The organism is Parasphingorhabdus litoris DSM 22379 (genome assembly GCF_020906275.1).
Classification (GTDB): Bacteria; Pseudomonadota; Alphaproteobacteria; order Sphingomonadales; family Sphingomonadaceae; genus Parasphingorhabdus; species Parasphingorhabdus litoris.
Window position 1 is genome coordinate 849,375 of record NZ_CP086727.1, and the last position, 19,496, is coordinate 868,870.

22 protein-coding genes and 1 tRNA gene are annotated in these 19,496 nt (G+C 50.5%); 13 read left to right on the plus strand and 10 right to left on the minus strand.

Annotation, left to right across the window (positions count from 1 at the left end; translation table 11 throughout):
• Position 1: 1 nt before the first annotated feature.
• Together aroB and BS29_RS04225 are read right to left on the minus strand one after the other, a co-directional pair.
• Positions 2–1,102 (minus strand): 3-dehydroquinate synthase, encoded by a 1,101-nt coding sequence (aroB, locus tag BS29_RS04220; protein WP_229955973.1) that lies wholly within the window; start codon positions 1,100–1,102, stop codon positions 2–4.
• Positions 1,099–1,662 (minus strand): shikimate kinase, encoded by a 564-nt coding sequence (locus tag BS29_RS04225; protein ID WP_229955974.1) that lies wholly within the window; start codon positions 1,660–1,662, stop codon positions 1,099–1,101. The genes aroB and BS29_RS04225 overlap by 4 nt, the downstream gene beginning before the upstream one ends.
• Positions 1,663–1,767: 105 nt before the next feature.
• Between BS29_RS04225 and BS29_RS17460 the strand changes: the two genes are divergently transcribed.
• From BS29_RS17460 to BS29_RS04245, 5 genes are all read left to right on the plus strand, one after another.
• Positions 1,768–1,902 (plus strand): hypothetical protein, encoded by a 135-nt coding sequence (locus tag BS29_RS17460; RefSeq protein WP_268255412.1) that lies wholly within the window; start codon positions 1,768–1,770, stop codon positions 1,900–1,902.
• Between the two features lie 3 nt (positions 1,903–1,905).
• Positions 1,906–3,765, plus strand: a complete 1,860-nt coding sequence (locus BS29_RS04230; RefSeq protein ID WP_229955975.1) for a hypothetical protein — start codon at positions 1,906–1,908, stop codon at positions 3,763–3,765.
• A gap of 59 nt (positions 3,766–3,824) precedes the next feature.
• Positions 3,825–4,721 carry a tyrosine recombinase gene (locus tag BS29_RS04235; RefSeq protein WP_229955976.1) on the plus strand — a complete coding sequence of 299 codons (897 nt, stop codon included), beginning with the start codon at positions 3,825–3,827 and terminating at the stop codon, positions 4,719–4,721.
• 31 nt (positions 4,722–4,752) lie between these two features.
• Positions 4,753–5,700 carry an acetyl-CoA carboxylase carboxyltransferase subunit alpha gene (locus BS29_RS04240; protein ID WP_229955977.1) on the plus strand — a complete coding sequence of 316 codons (948 nt, stop codon included), beginning with the start codon at positions 4,753–4,755 and terminating at the stop codon, positions 5,698–5,700.
• 122 nt (positions 5,701–5,822) lie between these two features.
• Complete coding sequence (locus tag BS29_RS04245) at positions 5,823–7,334, plus strand: M48 family metalloprotease (RefSeq protein WP_229955978.1); 1,512 nt, start codon at positions 5,823–5,825, stop codon at positions 7,332–7,334.
• An 88-nt stretch (positions 7,335–7,422) separates the two neighbouring features.
• Here BS29_RS04245 and BS29_RS04250 read toward each other — a convergent pair whose 3' ends face one another.
• Positions 7,423–7,587, minus strand: coding sequence for a Flp family type IVb pilin (locus tag BS29_RS04250; RefSeq protein ID WP_229955979.1), 165 nt, complete (start codon positions 7,585–7,587; stop codon positions 7,423–7,425).
• A 114-nt stretch (positions 7,588–7,701) separates the two neighbouring features.
• The gene (locus BS29_RS04255; RefSeq protein WP_229955980.1) at positions 7,702–7,872 is read right to left on the minus strand and encodes a Flp family type IVb pilin; all 171 of its coding nucleotides are present in this window, start codon (positions 7,870–7,872) and stop codon (positions 7,702–7,704) included.
• A 95-nt stretch (positions 7,873–7,967) separates the two neighbouring features.
• Between BS29_RS04255 and BS29_RS04260 the strand changes: the two genes are divergently transcribed.
• The gene (locus BS29_RS04260) at positions 7,968–8,378 is read left to right on the plus strand and encodes a (deoxy)nucleoside triphosphate pyrophosphohydrolase (protein ID WP_229955981.1); all 411 of its coding nucleotides are present in this window, start codon (positions 7,968–7,970) and stop codon (positions 8,376–8,378) included.
• Here BS29_RS04260 and BS29_RS04265 read toward each other — a convergent pair.
• Positions 8,367–9,239, minus strand: coding sequence for a methyltransferase domain-containing protein (locus tag BS29_RS04265; RefSeq protein WP_229955982.1), 873 nt, complete (start codon positions 9,237–9,239; stop codon positions 8,367–8,369). The two genes, BS29_RS04260 and BS29_RS04265, sit on opposite strands and share 12 nt — an antisense overlap.
• A 40-nt stretch (positions 9,240–9,279) precedes the next feature.
• Between BS29_RS04265 and BS29_RS04270 the strand changes: the two genes are divergently transcribed.
• The 6 genes from BS29_RS04270 to BS29_RS04295 all read left to right on the plus strand — a co-directional run bounded on the left by BS29_RS04270 (position 9,280) and on the right by BS29_RS04295 (position 12,537).
• Positions 9,280–10,020, plus strand: a complete 741-nt coding sequence (locus BS29_RS04270; protein ID WP_229955983.1) for a ComF family protein — start codon at positions 9,280–9,282, stop codon at positions 10,018–10,020.
• Positions 10,021–10,109: 89 nt separating this feature from the next.
• Positions 10,110–10,367 carry a glutaredoxin 3 gene (gene grxC, locus BS29_RS04275; RefSeq protein ID WP_229955984.1) on the plus strand — a complete coding sequence of 86 codons (258 nt, stop codon included), beginning with the start codon at positions 10,110–10,112 and terminating at the stop codon, positions 10,365–10,367.
• Positions 10,368–10,394: 27 nt separating this feature from the next.
• A complete protein-coding gene (locus BS29_RS04280; protein ID WP_229956941.1) occupies positions 10,395–11,207 on the plus strand; it encodes a carbon-nitrogen hydrolase family protein in 813 nt (270 codons plus the stop codon).
• Entirely contained in the window at positions 11,204–11,710 is a 507-nt protein-coding gene (locus BS29_RS04285) for a DUF1178 family protein (protein WP_229955985.1), read from the plus strand. The genes BS29_RS04280 and BS29_RS04285 overlap by 4 nt, the downstream gene beginning before the upstream one ends.
• A gap of 40 nt (positions 11,711–11,750) precedes the next feature.
• A tRNA-Arg gene (locus BS29_RS04290) sits at positions 11,751–11,827 on the plus strand.
• 122 nt (positions 11,828–11,949) lie between these two features.
• Positions 11,950–12,537, plus strand: a complete 588-nt coding sequence (locus BS29_RS04295) for a polysaccharide biosynthesis/export family protein (protein ID WP_229955986.1) — start codon at positions 11,950–11,952, stop codon at positions 12,535–12,537.
• 9 nt (positions 12,538–12,546) lie between these two features.
• On the opposite strand, the gene BS29_RS04300 is transcribed toward BS29_RS04295, so the two are convergent.
• Positions 12,547–12,996: a serine O-acetyltransferase gene (locus tag BS29_RS04300; protein WP_229955987.1), complete on the minus strand. Its 450-nt coding sequence runs from the start codon at positions 12,994–12,996 to the stop codon at positions 12,547–12,549.
• Between the two features lie 716 nt (positions 12,997–13,712).
• Between BS29_RS04300 and BS29_RS04305 the strand changes: the two genes are divergently transcribed.
• On the plus strand, positions 13,713–14,987 hold the full coding sequence (locus BS29_RS04305) for a sugar transferase (protein ID WP_229955988.1): 1,275 nt from the start codon (positions 13,713–13,715) through the stop codon (positions 14,985–14,987).
• 9 nt (positions 14,988–14,996) lie between these two features.
• On the opposite strand, the gene BS29_RS04310 is transcribed toward BS29_RS04305, so the two are convergent.
• From BS29_RS04310 to BS29_RS04325, 4 genes are read right to left on the minus strand one after another with little or no spacing between them, the layout of a single operon-like run.
• Positions 14,997–16,085 carry a glycosyltransferase family 4 protein gene (locus tag BS29_RS04310; protein ID WP_229955989.1) on the minus strand — a complete coding sequence of 363 codons (1,089 nt, stop codon included), beginning with the start codon at positions 16,083–16,085 and terminating at the stop codon, positions 14,997–14,999.
• Complete coding sequence (locus BS29_RS04315; protein ID WP_229955990.1) at positions 16,082–17,083, minus strand: polysaccharide pyruvyl transferase family protein; 1,002 nt, start codon at positions 17,081–17,083, stop codon at positions 16,082–16,084. Before BS29_RS04315 ends, BS29_RS04310 begins: the two co-directional genes overlap by 4 nt.
• On the minus strand, positions 17,076–18,596 hold the full coding sequence (locus tag BS29_RS04320) for a lipopolysaccharide biosynthesis protein (RefSeq protein ID WP_229955991.1): 1,521 nt from the start codon (positions 18,594–18,596) through the stop codon (positions 17,076–17,078). Before BS29_RS04320 ends, BS29_RS04315 begins: the two co-directional genes overlap by 8 nt.
• An 18-nt stretch (positions 18,597–18,614) precedes the next feature.
• Entirely contained in the window at positions 18,615–19,367 is a 753-nt protein-coding gene (locus BS29_RS04325; protein ID WP_229955992.1) for a glycosyltransferase family 25 protein, read from the minus strand.
• Between the last annotated feature and the right edge of the window lie 129 nt (positions 19,368–19,496).

Sequence of the window (19,496 nt, forward strand, 5' to 3'; positions counted from 1 at the left end):
TTTAATCGGTTTGATCCAGAAACGCGGCAACATCCTGTAAATCAACATCACTGGCAAGAAACGTCTGACCAATGCCATTGGCGAGAAGAAAGGGCAGGTTTCCTGAAGTCATCTTCTTGTCATGCAGCATATGCTGAACAAGCTTTTCACCCGGTGCTTCGACAGACGCACTGGCCAGACTGTGCGGTAATCCGGCAGTTTTTAAAAGACTTTCTACCCGTTGTGCATCAGTATCATCGCAATGGCCGCGCCGGACCGAATATCGGAAAGCCAGTGTCATCCCTGCCGCAACTGCTTCCCCATGCACCAGGTCGCTGGAGTAACCGGTTTCAGCCTCTAGAGCATGGCCAAAGGTATGACCCAGATTCAGCAGTGCGCGGCGACCGCTGAGTTCCTTTTCATCCTCAGCAACAATGCCAGCTTTTGCGCGAACACTTTCGGTAATGGCGTAGCTGAGGGCATCGGGATCGCGGTCCAGCAGCGCAGACCCATTTTCTTCGCACCATGCAAAAAATGGTGCGTTGTTGATCAGGCCATATTTAACCACCTCAGCATAGCCGGCGCGTAATTCGCGATCTGAGAGCGTGTTGAGTACCAGCGGGTCGATGAGAACGAACCTTGGTTGATTGAAGCGCCCAATCAGGTTTTTCCCTGCGCGGCTGTTAATTGCTGTTTTGCCGCCTACACTGCTGTCCACCTGGGCGAGCAGGCTGGTCGGTATTTGGATGAAATGACAACCGCGTTTCAATATCGATGCGGCAAAGCCAGTAAGGTCACCAATTACACCGCCGCCCAGCGCGATCAATGTGTCGGACCGCTCTGCACCCTTGTCCAACAGCCAGTCTGTCAATTGCTCCAGGGTCGCCCAGCTTTTGGTTTGCTCTCCGGCAGACAGCACATGGCTGATCACTTCAATGCCGGATTTCTGCAAATTGGACTCCAATGGTGCCAAGTATTGAGCAGCGACGTTGGTGTCGGTTATCACGAAAACACGTTCATTTTGAATATGCGGACTGAGATGCAGTGCAGCAGCATCTAGCGCACCGGGCTCGACCAATATGTCATATCCATTGCCCGCAAGATTGACGGATATTCGATTCATTTGCGTAGTGCCTTGATAATATTATTAACCGTCAAATCATGTGGCGCGTCATTGCCCGTAACGTGGTGATGAGCCATTGCATAAACTGGATTTCTCTTTGCGGCTAGATCGCGCAATATTGTCTCAGGATCACCGTTTTTTAAAAGCGGTCGCGTGTCGCGGCGCGATACGCGATTGACCAAAATGTCAATGTCTGCATCTAGCCATATCGCCGTTGCCTTGGACAATATCAGCTCTCTGGTTTCGTCATTCATGAATGCGCCGCCGCCGGTGGCGATTACTTGACGATCCTCTTCCATAAGGCGCGCGATCACGCGACGTTCGCCATCGCGAAAATAATCTTCTCCAAATCGCTCAAAAATCTCGGCAATTTTCAAATCTGCTGCTTTTTCGATTTCCTCATCAGCATCGACGAAGGGCAAATTCAACTTCTTGGCCAATCGGCGGCCGACGGTGGTTTTGCCAACACCCATTAAACCGATCAAAACCAACGGTTTATCGATCACTTTGCCACACTTCTCACCGGATTCTTCGGTGGATCGGTCAAAAGGGTCTTTCATGTTTTTGTCCATTGATGCAAAGGCTATACATAGGAAGCGATCGAGTGCAAAACCCAATGCGTTTGTAGCTGTAAATTTGATAACAAGAGAGTTAGTAGAACAAAGATGTCGCGGAACTTGGTTTTTCTGATTGTCTTTCTGGTTGTTATAATTGGCGGGATGTTTCTTTTGGCTTCGATGGATGTGGAGCAGGAAATGCAACCAGTTGAAAAGCCCGTTATTGTCAAAGAGACGAACTAAGCTATGCGCTTTCACCTGAAACATATATCTTTAGCCGCTGCTGGCACCGTGGCGCTTGCAGTGTCGTTACCAGTTCTGGGTCAGAGTTCGCCAGAATCTCTACTTCCGCCTGGTTTTGGCGATCCCGCTCCTGCGCCTGCTCCGACGCCAGCCCCCGCTCCTGCGCCCACACCTGCTCCAACGCCAACACCCGGTCCGGTCAGCAGCCCAACGCCGCCGCCGTCCAGCGGGCCAGATATTGGTGACTCCGATTCTTTGTCGGGTGTCGCGACATCTTCACCTTCGTCAATTCTGGACTTGGATGAAGATAGCGATTTGAGCGAGCTGGATGACGCCTTGCAGCCGCAATATTATCTGCCGGCAGGCGCGCGCCGTTCACTGAAGCAAATTGGAGTATTGACCGGCGATACAGGTGGTATCGCGGTGGATGGATTTGGTGCAGAAGGTGGACAATATCTCACTAATCTCATTACAAATCTGAACGGCCCAATAATTTCCCGCTGGGCATCGATCATGTTGCGCCGGACGCTGTTGAGCAAGGTGAACAGTCCAGAGAATGTAAATCCTGCTGATTGGGTTGCTGAACGCGCATGGCGGCTCTTGTTGATGGGTGAAGCAGACGCTGCCCGCTCGCTGGTGTTGAAGGTTGACGGAGGAAATTTCACTCCGCGGCTCTATGAAGTTGCGATGCAGGCCCATTTGGCAACGGCTGATCCCGCCGGAATTTGCCCTTATGTCCAAGGTGGAGCAGACGTGAGTGATGCGCCAACGTGGATTATGTTCGGTCCCATTTGTGCGTCTTTCTCCGGAGAGCAAAGCAGAGCCTCTGCACTGTTAAACCGGGCACAGCAAAATAAAGTCGCCACTGGTATCGACTATCTGCTCGCGGAAAAAACCGTTGGTGCGGGTTTCCAAGGCCGCCGAGCGGTAACGATAAAGTGGGACGATATTGAATTTTTCAACAACTGGCGTTTTGGTTTAGGTGCGGCAACGGGAGTCGAGCCGCCTGATCGACTCTATGAACAAGCTGGCCGCCATGTACAGGGGTGGCGGGCAAGGGCACCCATGTTGTCGCGCAATTCGCGAATGAAGGCAGCAGATACAGCGGCGGCTATCGGTACGCTGTCAAACAAGGCGATGGTCGATCTATATGCGGCGACCTATGATGATCCGGAGGCAAGCGACGATTTAAAAGCTCGGGCGTCCACCCTGCGTCGGGCTTATACTGACCCGACCTCTACGGGCCGCATTGATGCGATGCGTTCTTTATGGACTCGCTCTAACGGAGCTTTGACCTCATATTCGGCAAAAATTCTCACCGCACGTGCCGCAGCGAGGATCCCGGCATCATCGAATCTGGAAGATAGCAGTGCGGATCTGATCGCATCAATGCTATCGGCTGGCTTGGACAGAAATGCAGCGAGTTGGTCGAATCAAGTGGAACCTGGCAGCAATGGTTGGGCTCTGTTGGCGGTGGGATCACCCAATCCCGTTGTCACAATTGACAACACGGCATTTGATGAATTTGCGGATAATGATGAAAGCGCAGGGCAGTTGAAGAGCAGGTTCCTGTTGGCGTCTCTCGCTGGCTTGGGCCGTGAAGATGCGTCCACCATTGAGCGCTTGAGCAATGATCTCGACCTTGATCTTGATGAAACAACCAAATGGACGAGAGCAATAGAATCGGCCGCTCAGCGCGGACAGGCAGGCACGGTTGCCCTGTTGACTGCTGTTGGTATGCAGGGCCGGGACTGGAATGTCATGTCGCCACTCCATCTCTTCTATATTACTCGCTCATTGAAACGCGTTGGTATGGAAGCTGAAGCCCGGATGATTGCCGCAGAGGCTTTGACGCGAACATAATCGCTGAAACAAGTTGCTGGACTTCCCATTGATACCGGCCATCGCTATCGTCGATCCATATGAGCAATGATGCTGCCTATATTGACCGATTTTTGGAAATGATGGCCGTCGAAGGCGGAGCTTCCGTCAACACATTGGCCGCTTATCGATCCGACCTGGAACAGGCATCGAGCATAGCAAAGGGTTCACTGGCGAATGTCGATCAAATGGGCTTACAGGACATTGCTACGACCTGGAGCGACCTAAAGAATAACAGTGTGGCTCGCAAAGCCTCGTCTTTGCGGCGGTTTTTTGGATTTCTGGTTGAAGAAGGTTTTCGGGGAGATGATCCTTCCGATGCTCTTCCCAGGCCGGGTGGACAGCGTTCATTGCCCAAAATTTTGTCCCATGAGGAAATTGCAAAGCTGTTCGAAGCGATAGAAACCGGATCGGAGTCGACGGAGGCGAGACCAAATGACGTACGACTGGCTGCTCTTGTCGAACTTTTATACGGTTCGGGTCTCAGAGCCAGTGAATTGGTTGCCTTGCCACGTAAATCGGTAATGGCAGATCGTCCGTTTTTGATTATCAGCGGCAAGGGAGGAAAGGAACGCCTGGTCCCTATTTCGGATCGCGCGCGGGAAGCAATTAGAAAATGGGCCGATTATGTTGATCCAGCGGAAAAATATCTTTTTCCATCACGAACGGGTCACCTTAGCCGTGTAAGACTATTTCAGATTATCAAAGGACTGGCTTCCAAAGCTGGCATCAATCCCAGGAAAATCAGCCCTCATGTTTTGCGGCACGCGTTTGCAACACATTTGTTGGAAGGGGGAGCGGACCTCCGTGCTTTGCAAACATTGTTGGGGCACAGCGATATAAGTACCACCCAGATATACACGCATGTCGATAGTGCTCGACTGGTTGAGCTGGTAAATAGCCGACATCCACTAGGCCGTCATCATCTCTCGCGTTGACGTTTTTGTCTGGCGGTTCTAACCGAATATCATGACATCTTTCCTCGATTTTGAAAAACCGATTGCCGCCCTTGAATCGCGGATTATTGAACTTCGTGAGACGGCGGACGAAGGCTCATTCGACATTGAGTCCGAAATTGCAAAATTACAGGCCAAATCGGCAAAAATGCTCAAGGATACTTATTCGAGTCTGACCCCTTGGCAGAAGACCCAGGTGGCCCGTCATCCAGAGCGTCCGCATTTCAAGGACTTTGCTGCGAAATTGTTCGACGAATTTATACCCCTCGGAGGTGATCGGAACTTTGGTGACGACCAGGCTATTATTGGCGGCTTCGCCAAAATGGGTGAGCAACGGCTCCTCGTCATAGGGCATGAAAAGGGTGACGATACAGAAAGCCGGTTGCGACATAATTTCGGAATGGGAAAGCCGGAAGGCTATCGAAAAGCCATCAGGTTAATGGATATCGCGGACAGGTTTTCTTTGCCTGTTGTGACTTTGGTGGATACTTCAGGCGCATTTCCCGGCGTTTCAGCAGAAGAGCGCGGACAAGCCGAGGCCATTGCGCGCTCGACGGAAAAATGCCTCTCGCTTGGCGTACCAATGGTGGCGGTCATAGTCGGTGAAGGCGGTTCTGGTGGTGCTGTGGCGCTGGCCGCAGCAGAACGCGTGTTAATGTTGGAACATGCGGTTTATTCGGTCATATCTCCAGAAGGCTGTGCATCAATATTATGGCGCACCGGCGACAAGGCCGATGTCGCAGCAGATGCGATGAAAATCACGGCGCAAAACCTTAAAAAGCTCGATGTCATTGACCGTATCGTGAAAGAACCTGTTGGTGGCGCGCATCGAGACGCTCGACTGTGCATTGCCAATTTGGGTAAGGCTATTGCCGAAGAAATCGAAGCCTTAAAAGGATTGGATAGAAAGGAATTACGTGCCATGCGCCGCGAAAAATTCCTCAAAATCGGCTCTCTATAGCTTCTGAAGCAACAGATTATGTAATGAAATCAGGCTCATCTGAGCGTTGGCTACGCTATTTTACATACGCTGCTCTTCCGCTGAACCGCGCTGTCATATACATTGTCGGCAAGGAGAGTCTGATGAGAACCATATCCAAAAAATTTCTTTCGACTGCAGCGATACTATCATTGGTGGCTTGCGGCGGCTCGGGTGCTGATGCTGGCTCAGTTGAGTCAGCTGGCAGTCGCTCGTCAAGCGAGCAAGGCGAAGTAAGATCGATTTCCGCCAAGGACAAGCGTCAGGGAGCTGAAGCTCATCCGCAACTGCTGCAGGAATTTGGAGGCGCTTATACTGGTCCTCAGAGCGCATATGTTGTTCGGATTGGTCAGGATATTGCGGTACAATCAGGTTTGGGTGATGCGCGCAGTGATTTTACCGTCACATTACTCAACAGCCCCGTGAACAACGCTTTCGCCATACCAGGGGGGTATGTCTATTTGACGCGACAGCTTATGGCTTTGATGAATGATGAAGCGGAAATGGCCGGGGTTCTGGGACACGAAGTTGGCCATGTCGCTGCTGAACATGGCAGGAAAAGGCAAAAAGCAGCAAAGCGAAATAGTCTTCTGGGTGCTTTGGGTCAGATTGGCGCGGCCGTGTTGCTGGGAGACTCTGCTCTGGGGAAGTTAGGTCAGGAGGTATTTGGCACCGGTAGCCAGTTGTTGACACTTCGATATTCGAGGAAACAAGAATATGAAGCAGATGATCTTGGTATAAGATATCTGGCATCCGCAGGATATGCCCCTGATGCACTATCGACCATGCTAGAGTCCCTTGCGGCGCAATCGGCAATTGATGCGCGAGTGGCTGGCCGGGATGCAAGAGGTGTACCTGAATGGGCAAGTACGCACCCCAATCCGGTGCAACGAGTTTCGCGAGCCGCAAAAAATGCTGGAAAACTAGGAGTTTCAGGAGGCGTTCGCAATCGCGAGGCGTTTTTGAAAAATGTTGATGGAATTCTTTATGGCGATGACCCGAAACAAGGCGTGATTGAGGGCAACAGCTTTCTACATCCCGATCTTAAGTTGAAATTCACAGTGCCTAATGGTTTTGCAATGCAAAATGGAACCAGGGCAGTGACCATCAACGGATCTGCTGGTCAGGGTCAATTTACGACAGGACCCTATAATGGCAATATGACAACCTATATTGATAACGCATTCAAGGCCTTGTCTGGCAAGGGGCAGAATATTTCATATGGGGAAATTCAAAGGACAACAGTCAACGGCCTGCCGGTATCCTATGCAATTGGACGGGTGAATAGCCGCAGTGGCCAAGTTGATGTGACGGTTTTTGCTTATGAATTTTCGAAAACCAGTGCTTTTCACTTCGCGACATTGGCCCCAGCCGGAAGAGCGTCAGTCTTTTCCTCAATGTATGACAGTGTAAGGCGATTAACGGCAAAGGAAGCAGCGGCTATCAAGCCACGAAAAATTGATGTTGTGACGGTGAGGCGTGGTGATACGATTGACAGTCTTGCGAGCAAAATGGCCTATACCAGCTATCAGAAGGATCGTTTTCTGGTGTTGAACCGAATGCGTTCTACCGACAGTCTTCGCGCAGGTCAGAAAGTGAAGATCGTTACCTACTGAGTTGATCTGAATTGATCAGTTGCGCAGGCACAAAAAAAGACGGCAGCCTTTGCAGGCTGCCGTCCCGAAATTCAAATTAATCCGAAGATTAACCAGCCATTTCTTCTTCAACTTCGTTGAAGGTGTTGCTGAGGGTATTACCCAACTCACCCATTGCAACGATAGCTGCAACAGCGATCAGAGCAGCGATCAGGCCATATTCAATAGCCGTTGCGCCTTCTTCGTTCTTAAACATTTTACGTACGAGTTTCATGTCTGGTCTCCTATATTTGACAAACTTCACTTACCCAATCAAACCCTAAACTCGGGCCGATATTGATCACACTAATTCAGAAAACTTTCTAAATGTTTAATGGCATACGGCCGTTTAGGAATTCTCGACTACTTCATCAGCCACTGTATTCCACATGTTTCCGGTCGAATTTGCCACACCGCTAATCGCCACAATTGCGGTGATCGCGATAAGTGCCAAAATCAGACCATATTCCACGGCCGTCGCCCCCTGTTCCGAGCGATATAATTTTTTAAACAGTCCCATTATATCCCTCTCTTCACATCAAAAGTTCTGCTAAGTTGCGAACGAGCCGTTTCTCACAGAAAGGGATTAACAAAATCCTTACATCACAAAAAAAAGTGGAAAATAATCCGACATACCTGTTTGTCGTTGCCGCTGCTCTCATCGATGAAAAGAAGAATATTCTGGTGCAACAGCGCCCGGAAGGAAAGCCAATGGCTGGCCTCTGGGAGTTCCCCGGAGGCAAGGTTGAAGCTGCCGAAACGCCGGAAGTTGCGCTTGTCCGTGAATTGAAAGAAGAGCTCGGCTTGTCTATCGATGCGCAGACTTTGAAGCCGGTTGCATTTGCCAGTGAACCCCTTGGCGCGAATCATCTGCTGCTATTGCTTTATACGTGTCATGAATGGACGGGGCGGCCACAGAATCTCGAAGCCACGGCCATGCAATGGGTTCCGGTACACCAACTACGCCATCTTGAAATGCCACCAGCTGACCAGCCCTTGGTTGAGCAGCTGCTCTTAGCTTTGTAGATCAGTCTTGTTTGTGAGTGCTGTCTTGAGCGATGTCTGACCAGAACCACGGCGAGCCGGTTTTGGTTGACCGGGATGGGGTGCCCAGGCGCACAAATATATCAACTCGATATGCTCAGTTGTTTTTCCTTCGGTATCCGCTTGTTCTTTAAACAAACGCTTTGCTTCGCTGTAAACGCTACGCGAAATTGGGTGGGTATCACCATCTAAGGCGTTGCTGCCGCCCATATCCCTGATATCACCGATCAACTTGCTCCAGTCGGCATATCTAAGGTTCAGACCATCACTATCTATCACGGGTAACGTCAGTCCCACTCGGGAAACGAGATCACCAATCGTTCTGATATCAATTTGAGGATGAATATGTGGCGCGACCGAATCGCCTTCGGCCTGCATCATTAAAGACTTCAAGGTCGTAAGGCTTTCAGCACCAACGAAAGCGGCAAGTAATAAGCCATCAGGTTTCAAAATACGGCGTGTCAGCGTTAAAGCGCCAGGCAAGTCATTCACGCTGTCCAGAGCACCCACGTTGATAACAAGGTCAAAGCTTTGATCGACAAAAGGTAAGCGATCTTCATCACATTGTATGCCTCGTGCTGCAGCAGCGGCATCGAATCCAGCATCAGCGGCGATTGTTTCAATCTGCATATCATTCAGCACTGCAGCGAGAACATGACTGGCTTGGCCAATCAACAAACATTTTTTGAAGTCTCTTTTTATAAGAGAAAGCCGATCCAATATCTCTTCAGACATTATTTGGCCGATGAAATCTTTGCCTTGAGTGCGCCTAAAAGAACGATCGCGGAACCGACGCCGCCGTTCGCGATTGAATAACTCCTTGGGATCAGTTGCATTTTGCATATGGTCTTGTGCCTATGAGACGAACAGGCGACAAGGATTAATGAGATTTTTGTCGGCCCTGATGAAAACGATCATTGATTTCGCTCTGCCGCCGCGCTGCCCGATTTGTGGTGTGACTGTTGAAGCAGATAATCGGTTTTGTTTGGCCTGCTGGCAAGACCTGAATTTTCTAAGCGAGCCTTGGTGTTCATCTTGCGGGAAACCATTTGCTTTTGCCCAAGCTGAGGGCGCTCAATGTGTGTCTTGCATACAGCGAAGTCCAGAGCATGATGGCGTCCGCGCGGTCGTTGAATATGACGATAAAAGCAGCCTTCTGGCCATGCGCCTGAAATATGGAGTTCGTTTGGGTTTAGCAGAGCTTATTGCGCAGCATATGCAAAGGTTTTTGCCGGAGGTTCCGAAGGATACCCTCATTGTTCCCGTTCCGCTGCATCGCTGGCGTTTGTGGTCTCGCGGCTTTAACCAGTCGGTGCTCATCGGGAAGGCGCTCGCCAAAAGAAACTCCCTTGAGATGCACAGCAAAATTCTTCTCCGCAAAAGTGCCACGCCACCATTGCGGTCCATGTCTGCGAAAAAGCGGCGGAAGATAGTCGGTAACGCATTTCGAATCTCATCTGGTGCCGAACGTCAGATCGCTGGAAAAACGATAATATTGGTTGATGATGTTTACACAACAGGCTCTACCGCCAATGCTTGTGCCAAGATACTCAAGGGATCGGGAGCTACCAGAGTTTTGGTTTATTGTTGGGCAAGAGTTCTGACGGACTATGACAAGCCCTGATGAATGCTGTGGTTCTGCTCTAAGAGAGTTGATTTAATATGTGATCACGCCCATTTGCAGAACAAGCAGAGAAATAATGGAATGTCGTTATGGCAAAAGTCGAAATCTACACCAAATTCACGTGCGGATATTGTTTTCGCGCGAAATCCCTTTTGAAGGAAAAGGGCGTCGCGTTTGAGGAAACCGACATCAGCATGGGTGGTGCCAAGCGTGAAGAGATGATTCAACGTGCGGGAGGACGGACGACGGTGCCGCAGATATTCATCAATGACGATCATATTGGCGGTTCTGATGATCTTGCATCGCTTGAAGATGCAGGAAAGTTAGACGCGCTTTTGGCTGAATAAGTGCCCAATCGCATAGCTTTGGCGCAAATGTGCAGCGGCGTAGACCCTGCCGCTAATGCCTCGGCCTTGCGGAGCCACGTAGATGAGGCTGCAGAAGGTGGCGCTGAGATCTTGTTCACGCCGGAGATGACAGGCCTGCTTGACCGCAATAGAAGCCGAGCGAGCCTGCATATTCGTCAGGAGGCAGACGACGTGGTTCTGCAGGAAGCGCGCGATTCTGCTGCACGCCGGAGCATATGGCTTGCTATTGGGTCGCTGGCTATCAAACTGGATGACGATGACGGAAGCAAATGGATAAACCGATCGTACCTGATCAGTCCATCGGGCCAGATCGCGGCGAAGTATGACAAGATCCACCTCTTTGATGTTGATCTTGATACGGGCGAGACGTGGCGCGAATCTGCTGCCTATCAAGCCGGCACAAAGGCGGTTACTTCACCGGTTAGTGATGCAACTTTGGGTCTTTCCATTTGCTATGACCTGCGATTTCCTTCGCTATTTGCGTCGTTGACCAATGCTGGTGCAGACATCCTGTCCATACCGGCAGCATTTACGGTCCCGACCGGAAAAGCCCATTGGGAGATATTATTGCGCGCGCGCGCGATTGAAGCTGGCGTTTTTGTGGTTGCAGCAGCGCAGTCTGGCAAGCATGAAGATGGCCGCGAGACTTATGGTCATTCCATGGTGGTAGGGCCTTGGGGCGATGTCTTGTTGGACATGGGATCGGACATTGGTGTAGGCCTATGCGATATTGACTTGGCCGATATTGCCAAGATACAGGGCCGCATTCCGGCGATTTCCAATCGTCGTGCATTTGCACCTCCAAAGGTTTCTTCATGATAGTATTTGATCTTATCTGCAGAGATGGCAGCCATCAGTTTGAGGGTTGGTTTGGTTCTTCGGATGATTACGATAAACAGCAATTAGCGGGTCTTATCGACTGCCCGACTTGTGGAAGCAGAGCCGTAGAGAAAGCTGTGATGGCGCCAAATGTAGGCATGAAGGCCAATCAGCGTTCAAGCAGCGACAAACCATCCAGATTTGAGGCCGGTGCTTCTGATTCAGCAGAAGGCGCTCAGCCTGTCAGCAATGCGGTTGAGGTGAGCCCGGAATATGCCAAATTGATCGACAAGCTTGCTGAAGCACAAGCCAAGATTCTCGAGAAGTCGGAATGGGTTGGCACAGACTTCCCTGAACAGGCTCGAGCCATTCACTATGGAGAGAAAGAGGCAGCCCCGATTCACGGAACCGCAACGGCGGATGATGCTGCTGAACTTGATGAGGAAGGTATTGAGATATTGCCGCTGCCATTGCCGGTGAAACCGCCAAAATCACAAAATTGACGCTGGTCTATCCACAAAGCTGAAGCTAAACAGCCTGCATGCGCCCGTAGCTCAGGTGGATAGAGCATCAGATTCCTAATCTGGGGGCCACAGGTTCGAATCCTGTCGGGCGCACCATCGCTATGCCCTCGATCGATTTATCTATTTTGTCTTTCCGATGGTCGTGCCGTGCTTGAGCAAAACCGCCTTCATTACTAGAGATATTCGGGGGGTTACTGTCGCTTTCTAGGAAAGATTTTATGGAAACCCGATTATCTTCTAAGACCGTTCAGAAGCTTATCTCTGCCTTTGCTTTCACTTTGCTTTTGACGGCTTGTGCCTCTTCGGGTGCATTTCCTGTCGAGACGGCTGAGCAACCGGATATCGACCAATCTTATCAACTACGCGCGGGTGAAACGGTTCAAATCATCACCTATGGTGAAGAAACATTGACCGGCGAATTTGTTATTGGTGCCAATGGTTTTCTTGCGTTCCCGCTGGTTGGAGATATCCAAGCAGCAGGTCTTTCTCCCGCCGGTCTGGGCAAGCAAATTACTGCATCTCTGGCAGATGGATATGTTATCAACCCACAGGTAAATGTGGAGGTAAAAAGTTTTCGGCCAATATATGTTTTGGGCGAAGTCAATAAGCCTGGCGAATATCCTTACATTCCTGATATGACGATATTGGCGGCTATAGCGAAGGCTGATGGCTTCACATATCGTGCGCAGCAAAAGCAAATTTTCATCAAGCGCTCTGACCAGCCCAATGAGGTAAAAATCAGGCTGGGCAGTAACACGCGAATTTATCCGGGTGATACAATCAGAATCGTGGAACGCTTTTTCTAAAACGGATGACTAAGAAACAGCTCTAAATCGGGTTGTATAGTCTGGATCGACTCGGCGGTTTATATAGCCATCAGATCCGTTCATCGATATTATCCTTGCCGGAATTCCGCCAACCACAGCATCGTCAGGTACCGGTTTGGTAACGACAGCGTTCGCACCCACCGCAGCACGATTGCCGATGGTGATTTTGCCTATGACTTTACTACCAGCGGCCAGAAAAACGTCATCTCCCAATATCGGCGACCCCTGATTCGGCCCGCGGTTCATCTGGCCCAGCATTGATCCATGTGTGACATTACAGTTTGCGCCGATTATTGCATCGCCATTGATCATGATATTACCAAAGCGGTTGATGAAGAATCCGGGGCCGATTTTCGTATATTCCGGGATAGCAATGCCATATTTATACCGATATCGGAGCAATAGAAGTTTTAGCGGCGGGTACCAAGTGAAGCGCATGATCGGGCGCTTTTTCAAGCACCCGCAGAGCCGCATGATTGTTGTATATTTGAAGCCTGGGGTAAACAGGAAGTGACGCAAAAAGGATCGCGTATCACGTCTTCCTGCATAACGATACAAGTCCGATAGGATTAGCGCCCAAGTATATCTTAGGCTACGGCTAAGATCAGAGATGTCTTCTATCGATTCGATATTTGTGGTCCGTACGTGATCCAAAAATTATGCTCCCGATCGACTATCATATTGCGATGCAACATCCAAATTGGCGAGTTGTTTCTGAATATAAATTCGGTTCGGAACAACCATAGATAGACCATATGGTATCTAATCGTGTTGAATACACATCCCGTCTTGGGTACTCAAAACTCATGGTGACAAGCCGGTTTTTCAATGGCAGTGAAAATACTCAGGGGAATTTTTTTTAACCCGTCTCACTTTAGCAGGAGCCAGAAAAGTCGATCCAATGAAGATAAAGAAGGATTGATCAAGAGATTTTGTTGCTGCGGCGCAGCATTGGTTTTTGAATCTCTTTAATAATATCTGACCTCGCCATATTGCAGAGACGATTGTGAAAGGATTCTGGGATGACCGCTACTATCCGCGCACTACAAAATGCGTCTTTCACAGCCACTAAAATCACATACAGTACCGAAGGCAAAAGCGATTCTGGTTTGACCAAGCGGTCACGACGCGCCAGCCTCTATTCGATCATGCTGATGTCAGACGCGCTGGCGGTATTTATCGGTTTTCTGATAAGCAATGCGTTGTTGCTGGATCAACCTTTTGCATCACCTGGATTAAAGCTTGGCATATTGTCCGTTCCGATTTTTCTGGCAATAGGCCTAAACAGTAATGCCTATGGCAGGAATGCGCTTTTCAACAGTGTTGGTGCGACGATTCGAACTATCGCTTCATTATTTGCAAGCTTAGCTTTGATCCTCTTCATCCTCTTCGGTCTTTCGATATTGAAGCAGCACCATCCGTCTTTCCTGGCCACTGGTTTCTTGATCTCATCGGCCTTGATCGTGGGCGGACGCTATGCTTGTCATAAAGTAGCTAAAAGGATGTTAGGCACCAATCCTTTGAGTGAATTGATTATTGTAGATGGCGTTCCCCATGGGCCAATATTTGATCAACCTGTCATCGATGCGAAGGAGATTGGGTTATACCCTGATATTTCGAATCCGGCCATGCTTGATCAATTGGGGAATCTTTTTCGTTCCATCGATCGCGTTGTCGTTGCTTGCCCTATAGAGCGCCACAATGATTGGGCATTGGTTCTAAAAAGCACCGGCGTTGCCGGTGATGTTTATCGGCATTACCGGTCGGTACCCGCGGGAAAACAAGCATCAGGATTGGCACATGCGTCGCAAGTGAAACCTTTGACGCGCCTGCAACTGTGGTTGAAGCGTTTGATGGATCTCATCATTGTGTCTGTTGCGATCTTGTTCTTAGCACCCCTGATGCTGATCACGGCAATTGCCATCAAGATGGAGAGTCCTGGTCCGATCCTGTTCAAGCAACCAAGGCTGGGACACGGCAACCGGCTTTTCAATATCTATAAGTTTCGCAGTATGCGCGACAATCTCAGCGATTTTAATGGCGACCGTTCAACCGATCGCGATGATGATCGGATTACTCGTGTTGGTAGGTTCATCCGAGCCACCAGTATCGACGAACTGCCACAATTATTTAATGTTTTATTTGGCACAATGAGCTTGGTCGGACCCCGGCCCCATGCGTTGGGTTCGAAGGCGGATAGCAAGCTGTTCTGGGAAATTGACCGGAACTACTGGCTACGCCATGCAACGATGCCTGGTCTGACCGGACTGGCCCAAGTTAGGGGACATCGCGGCGCCACGATGACGCGCGCTGATTTAGAACGGCGGCTGGCATCGGATCTAGAATATATACAACGTTGGTCGCTTGGCTATGATCTGCTCATTTTAGCCCGAACCTTTGGGGTTATCGTTCACCGTAACGGATTCTGATAAAAGCGGTCAGCTCATTATCTTGTGGTAGATGGACGAGGTGCTGAGCGCGATCTCATCCCAATCAAATTTTTTGCGAAATTCCGATGCATCGACCCGGTACAGATAATTGGGTTTGTTCAGAGCTTGCCCCAATGCACTGGTATCACCGACTGGGAAATAGTCCTTTTCTGGCAATCCGATGTCGCGATTGGGCTGAATGTCACTGAGTAGCATGGGAGTGGAACAAGATCCCGCTTCCAATGCAGCAATCGGCAAACCCTCATGATAGGACGGCATTACAAACAGCGCAGCGTTTTCATAGAGCTCACGCAAGGTTCCACGATCTTGCAATCCGGTGAATATTACTCGCTCATTGGCTAATTTCAGCAAGGATTCGGAATATTCGCTGTCATGATCAGCACCACCGACGATAACAAGCTTGCGGCCATCTCGGATGTCAGCATGCGCTTTGATGAGATCATGCAATCCTTTTTCTGGCACCAGACGACCAACGGCTAGAACATAATTATTCGCCTCCAGCGAAAACCGGGCGAGTGCATCACCGGGCGAGCGGGGCAATTCGGGAGCACCATTGGGTATATAGGAAATGCGGCTGGTTGATCCTGGAAAAGACTTTTTCAGTTTCTTCGTAAGTGACGGTGAGACCGCGATAACATGGTCCGCAAACAACATACCCAGCCGTTCGCCCATGCGAAGTACAAACCTAGGAAAACGACCCCATTTGGCGCGATTATAATCTTCGCCATGATGAGTCACGACGACCTTGAGTCCCATCAAGCGCGCTAAAGGTGTTAGCAAGGCGGGACCAATGGCATGAATATGGATAATATCCATTTTTGTTCGCCGCGCGGCCAGGATCGCGTTGAAAGTCGAAGTGATCGCTTCTCGCCAGACCGAAACAGGTGAGGGCAGGCTTACGATCGAAATACCTCGATACTTATAGCGCGGCTTCTTCACATAAGGCGCTCGGGCAAAAACCGTAATATTGAGATCGGGGTCGAGCCCTTTGACACGCGGCAGCATTTCTTCGCAATGCGTTTCTACGCCGCCCATGACATTAGGAATACCGCGCAGGCCGGTTACTGCTACTTTCATGACAGCAACTCCTCGGCCAGCGCCTGTGCTTCTTCGAGCGTATCCGCCGTTCGGAGGAAGCCAATTTCGGACGTCCAGGCCTGAATGAAATTTTGGAGTTTACCATATGAGTTATCCAGTGCGACATGAGGGATGCCGAGCAACGTCGAAAGGATATGCCCATGCAACCTATCGGTCACCACAACGCGCCCGGATGATAGCGAAGCTATGCCACGTTTCAGGCGGGTATTGGCCAGTCGATCATATTTCAGCACGCGTGCAGCATTGGGGCTGTGACCAAAGTCCATCAGCTTGGCCGTGGCTGCTGTCATTCGCATCTGCAGCTTATCTTCGGTCAACCAGTCACCACTTTCGAACGAATGGCCCGGATGATCTGCCTTCCCCCGGACGGATCGTTCAAAATCGGTGCGCATCAGGTAATAGAAGTCATGCGAGGGTGTCAGGCGTTCGAGCGGCTCCATATAGAGCGCCATGTCCGGGCACAGAAATACCTCGCACTGGAAGTGACAGCGTGAAAATTCAAGCGAGCGTTGATCCCGGACCAGCAGGGTGAAATTCCCGTGCTGTTCAATCGCTCGTGCCGTTTCATCAACCGCATCGTAATTATCGAAAAATATCGATTGCGGTAGCTGTACGATGGGCTGGTCGCGGAAGCGCTCTAATAACTTCAGTCGAAAATCCTGATGTGACTTCCAGATAGTGCCAAAATTGCCGCCGCCATGGAGAAATATGGTGCCATCTCCAATCGCCTGCTCCATCTGGCAAGAGTCATGGGACTTCAATTTGCTTGTGTAAGCTGGAGGTTTCGCATGATCAGCGAAAAACTGCGTCTCGCCGAGCCAGATGGCAGAGTCGCCGACATTGGAATGATCCGGAAAATCCAGCAAGGCGAAGGGATGATCGTTCAGCAGTGGCTTGATGCGATCGCTGATCGTATCGCGGAATCCTCGAACAATATTACTCGACTGGGTGTTTTGAAGGGTGAGTTGTTCAGGCATTGGGGGATAGCTCCTTTAGGGGAAGGAAGTCTGTGACTAAACGGCGATAGGTTGCGGAAATGGTCAGCAATGCGGCGGCATAGAACAAGGCAGCACCTGCTATGGCTGCGAATAGCTTCATCCACGACAGGGGCTGATCGTCTGCAAAAATTTGCAATGTCGACCAGAGGAGGAAGCCCATCAGCGTTGAGGCAATGAAAGGTGCTTTGATGGCATCAAATGTCGTTCTCATTCCGATGCCGGAGGCCTCTTTCAAGAAGCGCATTTGTAACGGCAGCGTCAGGTAAGAGCGGATAACATAGGCGATGGCGACTGCGGTCAACCCGAACGGCAAGGCGATAAGGGTCAGAATTAGGGTTGTTACAAGCTGTGTGATCGCCAGAGTGCGCTGGCGGTGTGAATTACCCACCGCCGAAAGCACGGGTGAGGCGAAGAAATTGAGCGTGTAGGGTATCGCCATAAATGCAAATACCTGTGCCAGCGTGCCTGCCGCTTCCCATTTCGATCCGAACACCAACGGCACAAGGTCGGGCGCAATCACTCCGAATCCGACCAGCGCGGGAAAAGACAGGGCAGCACATATGCCGAGCATCGCCTTATAGGCTTGCTTCATCGCGGTCGGGTTGTCCTGTAGACGGGAATAGATCTGCAAACCAACCGCTGAAAAGGGTTGTATCGCGGCGGCAGCGAACATTTCTGTTGAACGCCATGCAACCCGATAGATGCCGACGGCGGCGGCCCCAAGGCTGGCACCGATCAGCAAATCCTGCACCCGCACCAGCATGAGGAAGATAAGCTGGGCAATGGTTAGGTTACTGGTGAAGGCGAAATTCTGTTTGGCCTGAGCCCAGTTAAACTGAAATGCCGGTATCCAGCGATAAGAGGCCCAAGCGAGAATGGTGCTAACCGCTTCTGTGACACAGCGCTGGACGACCAACGACCATATACCCCATCCAGACATGGCAGCAGCAACCGCAGTGGTGCCGCCAATAATCCCGGCCAATATCGAGCGCACCGCCACAGTTTTGTGGCCAAATTCACGCAGACGCAGAGCGAAATGAGAGGCACCCAATGCATTGATGGGCAAAGCCAGCGATAATATGCGTAGTGGATCGGTCAATCCTGGCTGATTGAGGAGATCAGCCAGCACCGGAGCCAGGATCCAGATCAATCCAACATAGACAAACGCGATGCCCATATTGGTCCAGAAAATCGTATTAATCTGAAGATTGTCTATCTTTTTGGCACGCGCGATAAGCTGCACAAGACCGCCTGTCGCGATAATCCGACCGACCTCTGAAAAGACGTAGACCATCGCGAATATGCCAATTTCTTCCTTGGTCAACAGCCGCGCGAGCATGATGAAAATGACCAACGAGAAGACTTGGTCACTCAGCGCTTTGGTCACGGTCCAACCGAGCGAGCTTTTCGTTTTCTGGCGCAGCGAATTGTCGAACATTGCCCCAGCCGTGCTGGAAGCATTGTCAGAAAATTCAGTGCTTTTGTCCGTCATACGCTGGTCACTCACTGGTCAAAGTTGAAATCGAAAACGGCGACGGCCGAAAATCTGGTAACCGGCGCGCTCGCGTTGCCGAGAGACAAAGCGCCGCAGTTTCAGCCGTTCGGGAACTTGATAGGTTTCAAAGCGAGATGTCCCGATGGCACTGGGAATCGCACGCTCGAGCACCGGGAAAGGAAACACCGCCAAATTGGGAACACCATGCACCCATGACCGGTCCATCTTGTCATCAATCGGTCGGTCTACGGCTTTGATATGATCTAGGAACCGCTGCGCACCATTTTTGGTCAGCAGATAAGCCTGTGTGCCAAAGCAATATCCGGACAACTCGATTAGCCGTGTGGTCCGACAAACAAAATCCCTCTGCAAGATGCGCTGCGGTGCCGGTTTTTTGTAATACAGGCGAATATAGTCACGGCCCATCTCACCGTGATCTTCGGCGATAAGTGACTTTATGAAACTCCAGTCTGCAAGAATATCGTCTTCGAGAATGAGATATTGATCTGCATCGTCTCTGATCAGTTTCTGCCACAGGGCATGATGGCTCGAAAAGCAACCCAGCTCGCCGGGTTTGAGTGGTCGGCCTTTTGCAATGATCGCTTTGTCTTCATCATAGTGAAGACCAGCATGCAGCTTCTCATGAGCATCAAAAAAATCCCAGGGTAGGGATTTGGGAATACCGCTGCTGATAAATGCGTGTCGCCGATGCGCAGCGTTGCGCATGCTGATGACAAAAATCTTGGTCCGGACGGAGCCACGCGCCATTACAGTTCCTTCATCCGGCATCTTTTGATGCGGATCTAATTGTGTTCGGGATCGGTCGTTAGAATCCCCGGACCGGCCGAACTTTACTGCATTGCACAACGAAGGAGCTGGGTTCTATAAATGCCTGTA

What these genes read in the sequence shown, in the direction of transcription:
- aroB (WP_229955973.1), bottom strand. Translation starts at nt 1,102, where the DNA reads ATGAATCGAATATCCGTCAATCTTGCGGGCAATGGATATGACATATTG.
- BS29_RS04225 (WP_229955974.1), bottom strand. Translation starts at nt 1,662, where the DNA reads ATGAAAGACCCTTTTGACCGATCCACCGAAGAATCCGGTGAGAAGTGT.
- BS29_RS17460 (WP_268255412.1), top strand. Translation starts at nt 1,768, where the DNA reads ATGTCGCGGAACTTGGTTTTTCTGATTGTCTTTCTGGTTGTTATAATT.
- BS29_RS04230 (WP_229955975.1), top strand. Translation starts at nt 1,906, where the DNA reads ATGCGCTTTCACCTGAAACATATATCTTTAGCCGCTGCTGGCACCGTG.
- BS29_RS04235 (WP_229955976.1), top strand. Translation starts at nt 3,825, where the DNA reads ATGAGCAATGATGCTGCCTATATTGACCGATTTTTGGAAATGATGGCC.
- BS29_RS04240 (WP_229955977.1), top strand. Translation starts at nt 4,753, where the DNA reads ATGACATCTTTCCTCGATTTTGAAAAACCGATTGCCGCCCTTGAATCG.
- BS29_RS04245 (WP_229955978.1), top strand. Translation starts at nt 5,823, where the DNA reads ATGAGAACCATATCCAAAAAATTTCTTTCGACTGCAGCGATACTATCA.
- BS29_RS04250 (WP_229955979.1), bottom strand. Translation starts at nt 7,587, where the DNA reads ATGAAACTCGTACGTAAAATGTTTAAGAACGAAGAAGGCGCAACGGCT.
- BS29_RS04255 (WP_229955980.1), bottom strand. Translation starts at nt 7,872, where the DNA reads ATGGGACTGTTTAAAAAATTATATCGCTCGGAACAGGGGGCGACGGCC.
- BS29_RS04265 (WP_229955982.1), bottom strand. Translation starts at nt 9,239, where the DNA reads ATGCAAAATGCAACTGATCCCAAGGAGTTATTCAATCGCGAACGGCGG.
- BS29_RS04270 (WP_229955983.1), top strand. Translation starts at nt 9,280, where the DNA reads ATGAGATTTTTGTCGGCCCTGATGAAAACGATCATTGATTTCGCTCTG.
- grxC (WP_229955984.1), top strand. Translation starts at nt 10,110, where the DNA reads ATGGCAAAAGTCGAAATCTACACCAAATTCACGTGCGGATATTGTTTT.
- BS29_RS04280 (WP_229956941.1), top strand. Translation starts at nt 10,395, where the DNA reads ATGTGCAGCGGCGTAGACCCTGCCGCTAATGCCTCGGCCTTGCGGAGC.
- BS29_RS04285 (WP_229955985.1), top strand. Translation starts at nt 11,204, where the DNA reads ATGATAGTATTTGATCTTATCTGCAGAGATGGCAGCCATCAGTTTGAG.
- BS29_RS04295 (WP_229955986.1), top strand. Translation starts at nt 11,950, where the DNA reads ATGGAAACCCGATTATCTTCTAAGACCGTTCAGAAGCTTATCTCTGCC.
- BS29_RS04300 (WP_229955987.1), bottom strand. Translation starts at nt 12,996, where the DNA reads ATGCGCTTCACTTGGTACCCGCCGCTAAAACTTCTATTGCTCCGATAT.
- BS29_RS04305 (WP_229955988.1), top strand. Translation starts at nt 13,713, where the DNA reads ATGTCAGACGCGCTGGCGGTATTTATCGGTTTTCTGATAAGCAATGCG.
- BS29_RS04310 (WP_229955989.1), bottom strand. Translation starts at nt 16,085, where the DNA reads ATGAAAGTAGCAGTAACCGGCCTGCGCGGTATTCCTAATGTCATGGGC.
- BS29_RS04315 (WP_229955990.1), bottom strand. Translation starts at nt 17,083, where the DNA reads ATGCCTGAACAACTCACCCTTCAAAACACCCAGTCGAGTAATATTGTT.
- BS29_RS04320 (WP_229955991.1), bottom strand. Translation starts at nt 18,596, where the DNA reads ATGACGGACAAAAGCACTGAATTTTCTGACAATGCTTCCAGCACGGCT.
- BS29_RS04325 (WP_229955992.1), bottom strand. Translation starts at nt 19,367, where the DNA reads ATGGCGCGTGGCTCCGTCCGGACCAAGATTTTTGTCATCAGCATGCGC.